At 37.1% G+C, this 4,325-nt stretch carries 5 protein-coding genes; 3 read left to right on the top strand and 2 right to left on the bottom strand.

Features of this window, described 5'->3' with window-relative positions:
• Window positions 1-267: short-chain dehydrogenase (locus V7149_RS24720; protein ID WP_335348216.1), on the bottom strand; the 267-nt coding region annotated here is incomplete at its 3' end.
• Between the two features lie 395 nt (window positions 268-662).
• Between V7149_RS24720 and V7149_RS24715 the strand changes: the two genes are divergently transcribed.
• The 3 genes from V7149_RS24715 to V7149_RS24705 all read left to right on the top strand — a co-directional run bounded on the left by V7149_RS24715 (window position 663) and on the right by V7149_RS24705 (window position 2,537).
• Entirely contained in the window at window positions 663-995 is a 333-nt protein-coding gene (locus tag V7149_RS24715; protein ID WP_335348215.1) for a winged helix-turn-helix transcriptional regulator, read from the top strand.
• Between the two features lie 340 nt (window positions 996-1,335).
• Entirely contained in the window at window positions 1,336-2,064 is a 729-nt protein-coding gene (locus V7149_RS24710; RefSeq protein WP_335348214.1) for an NAD(P)-dependent oxidoreductase, read from the top strand.
• A 14-nt stretch (window positions 2,065-2,078) separates the two neighbouring features.
• Window positions 2,079-2,537: a DUF2269 family protein gene (locus tag V7149_RS24705; RefSeq protein WP_335348217.1), complete on the top strand. Its 459-nt coding sequence runs from the start codon at window positions 2,079-2,081 to the stop codon at window positions 2,535-2,537.
• Window positions 2,538-3,049: 512 nt separating this feature from the next.
• Here the strand turns inward: V7149_RS24705 and V7149_RS24700 are convergent.
• Window positions 3,050-3,850: an alpha/beta fold hydrolase gene (locus tag V7149_RS24700; protein WP_335348213.1), complete on the bottom strand. Its 801-nt coding sequence runs from the start codon at window positions 3,848-3,850 to the stop codon at window positions 3,050-3,052.
• Window positions 3,851-4,325 lie beyond the last annotated feature (475 nt).

Below are 4,325 nucleotides of genomic sequence, written 5' to 3'. Positions count from 1 at the left end.
CTTCTTATAATACTCTGAAGATATAACAACATCATAAAATAATGATAATGACTCAGGGGGAATAATTGTAATTCCGAAATAGGCTAACCCCAATTCTTGTCGATTAAATGAATGAAAGTATGTTTTCATTATAGATAAATTTTCATTTAGACTATTGATAATATCATCATCAACGGAAATAGAGTTATATTTGTGTGGTTCATACTCAATATAATTTTTTTGTTTATCGAAATCATAAAGTATCCCAAATTCATGTATACAAGGCATGTCATCACCCTCTAAAAATAAATCCTCTACTTCAACTATACTGCCCAGTTAGCCGAATAAGGATTACCGCAGCACCCTTCTTGAACTCAAGCTACCCGTTAGTTTAAGTGCATTTTTTCACAAACTTATACGATACAACACGAGTAGCCTATAACACGTCTGCTTCAGGCTAAGGTTACAAAAAAAGATGGACATCCAACTATTTTCTACCATGTAACTAATTTCGGTAATCGTAAAAGCACAGATCTATATTTGTTCCTGAAAGCCACTTCTACAATCCTTTTTTATCCTTTATAGTTTCATTTGATTGATTTGTTTGTATATCTCTTGTAAAATTTTGTTAAGTGTTTACTTTAGATAATGCACTTACTTAAAAGTAAGGGGATGATTTATCAATGATTCATCAGCGTGAATGTCCAGTTGAGACACTCATTCATGTTTTAGGTGGCAAATGGAAGCCAATGATTTTATGGCATTTGATTGAATCCAATAAGCGATTCAACGATCTAGAAAAGCTTATACCTGATGTTTCACAAAAAATGCTTTCACAACATCTCCGAGATTTGGAACGAGAAGGCATAGTCGATAGAACAATCTACCCTACCATCCCTCCAAAAGTAGAATATTCCCTTAGTGAATACGGCAAAACATTGATCCCTGTAGCAGAAGTCATGTGTGCTTGGGGAGAAAATCATAATAAGCGAAAATATAAAGAATCAGCGTCTTAAAGCTGTTTCAATGAACTTGTACACTAATTCAATCAACTCAAAACAAAAGCTGCCACGGGATACCGGGCAGCTTTTGTTTACCTACAGTCGGCACTCCTGTTATGAATTAATTTTCGGGTTTGAGTTAATAAAACTCCTGATAGTGTAAGATTGTCGCCAATCTGTCTTTAGAAATTTCCTGTCCTCCCGAACTCCGCGTGAACAATTAAGTCATCCCATTCTGTCATGCTTACTTTTAAGTAAGTACCTTACTTTTAAGTGGGTTCTTAACATAATATTAACACGATGCTAAGCTTGAGTTAACCAAATATTAGGAGCCATTTAAGAGGAGGAAAGAACAATGAAAATTATTGTTTTTGGAGCGACTGGGAATACAGGAAAAAGAGTGTTGGCGCAAGGGATAAAAATGGGGCATGAAATTACCGCATTTGTGCGAAATTCTGAGAAGCTTTATGATCAACTAGGTGAGCATTCTGCACAGCATGTGAAGGTGATAGTGGACGATATTATGGACCCGGTCAGCGTCGGTGAGGCTCTCGCGCATCAAGACGCCGCTATAATTGCAGCCGGCCATGCGGGCCAGGGAGAAGAGTTTGTTCGTATCGTCGATAACATTATAACCCAATGTGAATTCCAACCTAGTTTCTCTGGGCGGGTATGGATAATGGGAGGAGCCGGACTGCTGGGTATTCCATATACCGATCTTATCGGCAACAATTTACCCGGCTTCCCGCCTGAGTATAAAAATCACAACCGGAATTTCGAACGGCTACAGCAGACTCAACTCGATTGGTCCATTATGTGTCCGGGAACAATGATAGATTCGATAGAGCATCCAGATCCGGTTCATCTGCATTTAACAACGGAAACCTTGCCCGTTCCGATTCCGGAGATGATCAAGGAATATTCCGAGGCAGATATAGCCCGTCACTTGTTCAGCCGACTTCAAGAGCTGGATGTTGCTTATGACGATGTCGCGAAATGTATGCTGGACCATATAGAGCTCGGAGGATCGTTTAAAAGAAAAAGGGTTGGTCTTGCCTATCAAAGCGATACTCTGGTGCACTGAGGAGAAGGGAGGTAATCGGTTTGTTTGGATTACTGCTCGTTTTACATCTATTGGCTTCGATTGCCATAATTGGTCCAGCTTTCGTGATGCCCATCATTCGAAGATCCGCTAGAACCATCGGTCAGCTGCGCTTTGCTTTTGGTATAACGACCAAGCTTGCCATAATACCTAAAATTGGCGGAGCCGTACTTATTATAACCGGGGTTTGGCTTATGACCATAACCAAGATAGGGTTATCTCAAATGTGGCTGAATGTATCCTTCCTTTTATCGCTGCTCATGGTCGTCATGATCGACGGATTGATTGAGCCGCGTATGAAAAAGATCATAAAGATCGTATCTGAAAGTCAAGACCAGGGTAATGAAATGCCCGCAGAGTTCGGACTGTTGATGAAAAAGATCGTACCAATAGAGACAGCGGCACAACTGCTGATGATTTCCATATTTGTGCTTATGGTCGTTAAGTCATTTTAAAGAAGCCGACGGGAGCGACTTGACCACATTTTTACCACTAACGCATCAGAATCCGGGGATCTATAATAATGAAGGGAGCCATTTTTTCAAATTTATCCCTTCTCGACTGATCACAAACAATCCCCATGGTAAAGAGGTGATATTATGGGGGCCAACCTTGAAGGGAGAATCATAGAAATTCGCAGTTTCCCAATAAAATCTGTTTTAGGCGAGTTATTATCAATGTTGCTTTAAAATAAAAATTGATTAATAACACCCCGCAAATCCACATTTTTCGTTAAATTAAATGAACCTGTTTTGAAAAGGATTGTTCAAAACGGGTTCATTCTTTATGAAGCACTATACAATTTTTATAAAAAAGTTTGATCATTTTCTACCGATGATCTACAACAATCGCGCCCGATTGTTGTAGATCGTTATTGAACTAAAGCCCCCGTTACTTTAAGTACATTCCTTCACAATTTCTTGTTTTCTGTTTATGAAGTGCCATATAATATGAAACATATGATCATTTATATAATTGATTGAATAAAAGAAACAAGTAGTCCATTAAACTCCTCAGAGTTATCATAGTTTGCGTTATGAGAGGCACTTGAAATAATTTTCAATGGATACCCCGTCTTTTCAGCCCAGCTATTACAGTATTTTTTAACATAACCTGTATTGTCATATTCTCCATAAGTAATCAAAACTGGGCAATTAAATTGAACTTCATTATCTATCTTCAAAAACTCACCATAAACTGCACTAGCCGCCTTCAACATGTCCTTTTTACCCAAACTAACTAATGATTTGTACATACTTGTCCTTGCTTCATCAGTTACTGTAATAGCTTTTGCAACTGCTTTACAGTAAAAACCAAATGGGTACAGTCTGGCAATTGTAGAATAATGTTTTATCCAAAACAGTTCTGATTTTTTATAATAACTTTTACCATAAGGTGTTGTGCCTATTCCTATAAACCCTATTACCTTGTCCCCATATTCATGAATAAAGGACTGAGCAATATAACCTCCTGCTGACTGCCCAACTAAAACTATTCTTTCTATATTCTCCTGTTCGAGTATAGTTAACATCTCTTCGTTTACATTTACGAAAGAGAAATCTTCATACGGTCTTGATTTTCCATGCAAAGGAACATCCCAAGTTATCAACTTATATTCAGCAGATAGATGTTCAACTTGTTTATCGAAAAGGGTGTGGTCTGCTGTTAATCCATGACAAAAAACAATAGCAAATTCTTGTGGAGGAACTATTTCATTCGTCCAGTAATAGATCGTTCGTTTTGATGAATGTATCTTTCTCTCAATCATTTGCAACCCTCCCCATAATATTTGTATTTTATATTTTCTAATGGATTTCTTATATTCAATCAATGGTATGTCAGTATCTTGTAACCACTGCTACTTATAGTGAAGAACATCTAACCTTTTGCGTTAGTTCAACAATGAAAGTGTTTCTACTTCATAATTTAAATCGTATTACGCAACAAAATCCACTTTACCAATTGTTAAAATAATGAAACTTTTCACTGATATAAAACGTAATTAATGTGTAAATATATTTTGGAGTTGATAGTATGGATTCAATGTGGATTTCACTTCTAGCAATGGTTATAGTTGTTTATGTTCTCTTTTTTAGGAAAAAGAAATAACTGGTTCAATATTCTTCATCATGCTTATTTTACTTTCCTTCCTTTGTGTCGCTATTTGATTCTACTTCGACAAAAGGAAAGTTTTTCCTTATTCAACTATCCTGCCCCTATAGTTTAAGTACAATCTTTCACAA

Source organism: Bacillus sp. JJ1503, assembly GCF_036965125.1.
Classification (GTDB): Bacteria; Bacillota; Bacilli; order Bacillales; family Cytobacillaceae; genus Cytobacillus.
This window is presented reverse-complemented; position numbering and strand designations above follow the sequence as displayed.

What these genes read in the sequence shown, in the direction of transcription:
- V7149_RS24715 (WP_335348215.1), top strand. Translation starts at nt 663, where the DNA reads ATGATTCATCAGCGTGAATGTCCAGTTGAGACACTCATTCATGTTTTA.
- V7149_RS24710 (WP_335348214.1), top strand. Translation starts at nt 1,336, where the DNA reads ATGAAAATTATTGTTTTTGGAGCGACTGGGAATACAGGAAAAAGAGTG.
- V7149_RS24700 (WP_335348213.1), bottom strand. Translation starts at nt 3,850, where the DNA reads ATGATTGAGAGAAAGATACATTCATCAAAACGAACGATCTATTACTGG.